This is a genomic window from Rhodococcus sp. P3_B8, from assembly GCF_056402775.1.
Genome location: NZ_JBFUGT010000559.1, coordinates 1 through 2,250 on the forward strand (window position 1 = coordinate 1; position 2,250 = coordinate 2,250).

At 66.4% G+C, this 2,250-nt stretch carries 2 protein-coding genes; both read left to right on the forward strand.

What is annotated here, in order from left to right; all coding sequences use genetic code 11:
- Nucleotides 1-770, forward strand: a 770-nt coding sequence (locus AC1D1G_RS44495; RefSeq protein ID WP_477956863.1) for a transketolase-like TK C-terminal-containing protein, incomplete at its 5' end; no start/stop codon positions are given.
- 74 nt (nt 771-844) lie between these two features.
- Nucleotides 845-2,116 (forward strand): PucR family transcriptional regulator, encoded by a 1,272-nt coding sequence (locus tag AC1D1G_RS44500; protein ID WP_005261202.1) that lies wholly within the window; start codon nt 845-847, stop codon nt 2,114-2,116.
- Nucleotides 2,117-2,250 lie beyond the last annotated feature (134 nt).

The following is a 2,250-nucleotide window of genomic DNA, read 5'->3' on the forward strand; positions in this document are numbered from 1 at the left end:
TCGTCAAGGACGGTCTGCGCCGGATGTACGGCGGCACCGACGGCGTGGACGGGTTCGGTGGCGAGGACATCTTCTACTACATCACCCTCTACAACGAGCCCTACTCCCAGCCCGCCGAACCCGCCGACCTCAACGTCGACGGACTGCTCAAGGGCATGTACCTGTTCAAGAAATCGCAGGCTTCGGGCGGCTCCACGCCTAATAATGGGCACTCCGCAGGCTCCGCGCCTCAACACGGGCACTCCGCAGGCTCCGCGCCTAGGGCCCAGATTCTGGTCTCCGGTGTCACCATGCCGGAGGGGCTGCGGGCCCAGGAACTGCTCGCCGACGAGTGGGGTGTGGCCGCCGACGTGTGGTCGGTCACCTCCTGGGGTGAACTGCGCCGCGACGGCATCGAACGGGAGAAGCAGGCCCTGCGCGACCCGGGCACCGACGCCCCGCTGCCGTATGTCACGCAGGCSYTGTCCGACGCCGCCGGCCCGTTCGTGGCGGCCTCGGACTGGATGCGCGCCGTCGCCGAYCAGATCCGCCAGTGGGTSCCCGGCTCGTACACCACCCTCGGCACCGACGGGTTCGGYTTCTCCGACACCCGCCCCGCCGCCCGCCGGTACTTCAACGTCGACGCCGAATCCATCGTCGTCGCCGTSCTGTCCGCCCTCGCCGGCGAAGGCACCCTCGACCGCTCCAAGGCCGTCGARGCCGCCAACCGGTACCGCATCGACGACGTCCGCGCCGCGGCCGTCTCSTAYRCSGACACCGGCAGCGCGTAACGCCGAGATCCTCCCCACCGCCGCCCGTGTGTCCGTCGGACTACACGGGCGGCGGTGGGCGTAGGTTCTTGACTATGGTCGAGCAGAGTCCGTTGGTCTCCCGCAGACGACAAACCCGGGATCCGTTGCCCGACGCACTGTTGCGTCGCGTCAAACAGTTCTCCGGTCGCCTCTCGACCGAGGCCGTCACGACGATGCAGGATCAACTGCCGTTCTTCGACGACCTCGATGCCGCTCAACGCTCCAACGTGCAGTTGCTGGTTCAGACGGCGGTCGTCAACTTCCTCGAGTGGCTCAAGAACCCGGACAGCGACATCCGGTTCAGCCTGGACGCGTTCCAGGTGATTCCGCAGGATCTCGCGCGCAGGCTCACCCTCAGCCAGACGGTGGACATGGTCCGCGTGGCGATGGAGTTCTTCGAGCAGTGGCTCCCGGCGCTCGCCCGCAACGACCAGCAGCTGATCGCCCTCACCGAGGCCGTCCTCCGTTACGGCCGCGAACTGGGTTTCGCGGCCGCCTCGGTGTACGCGAGTGCCGCGGAGTCCCGCGGTGCGTGGGACACCCGGCTCGAGGCACTCGTGGTCGACGCCGTGGTCCGTGGTGACACGGGTTCGGACATGTTGTCGCGGGCGGCGACCCTCAACTGGGACGCCACCGCCCCCGCCACCGTCATCGTCGGCACTCCCCCCGAGGACGAACGGGTCTCCGTCGTCGGCACGGTCCACACCATCGCGCAGAAGCACGGTCGCGCCGCCCTCGCCGTGGTGCAGGGTTCGCGGCTCGTGATGGTCGTCAGCGGCGAACTCCAGGAGGGGTCGGGGCACTCGAGTTTCATGACCGACCTGCTCGGCAAGTTCTCGGACGAGCCGGTGATCATCGGGCCGACCACGCCGACGCTGGGTGCGGCGCACTTCAGTGCCGTCGAGGCGCTCGCTGCGATGCAGGCGGTCGCCGGCTGGCGGGGCGCCCCTCGGCCCGTTCACGCCGCCGAGTTGTTACCCGAGCGCGCACTGCTCGGGGACAACGCCGCGGTCACCGCTCTGAACGACCATCTGGTCGCGCCGCTGGCGGCCGCCGGAGGTGTTCTCACCGACACTTTGGACGCATATCTCGACTGTGGAGGTGCGGTTGAGACTTGTGCCCGGCAGCTGTTTGTTCATCCAAATACTGTGCGGTATCGACTCAAGAGAATCGCCGAAGTCACCGGTCGCGATCCGACGAATCCGCGGGATGCGTATGTACTCAGAGTGGCCGCCACGGTGGGTCGATTGACACATTCCCATAACGAACCCATATCACGTTTAACACCAGTCACACCCTTCCCATTCGGAGAAGCAGGGCTGTAACGAACGTCTGTCCAGATTCGATGCGAGGACCCCACGTGCAATTTTGTGGGAACCCAACAAATCCGCCGACAAAGGTTCATCCGCAACGACATCTCGCAGCACGCCGTTGACGGTGTTCTCTTGAAGAGTGATTT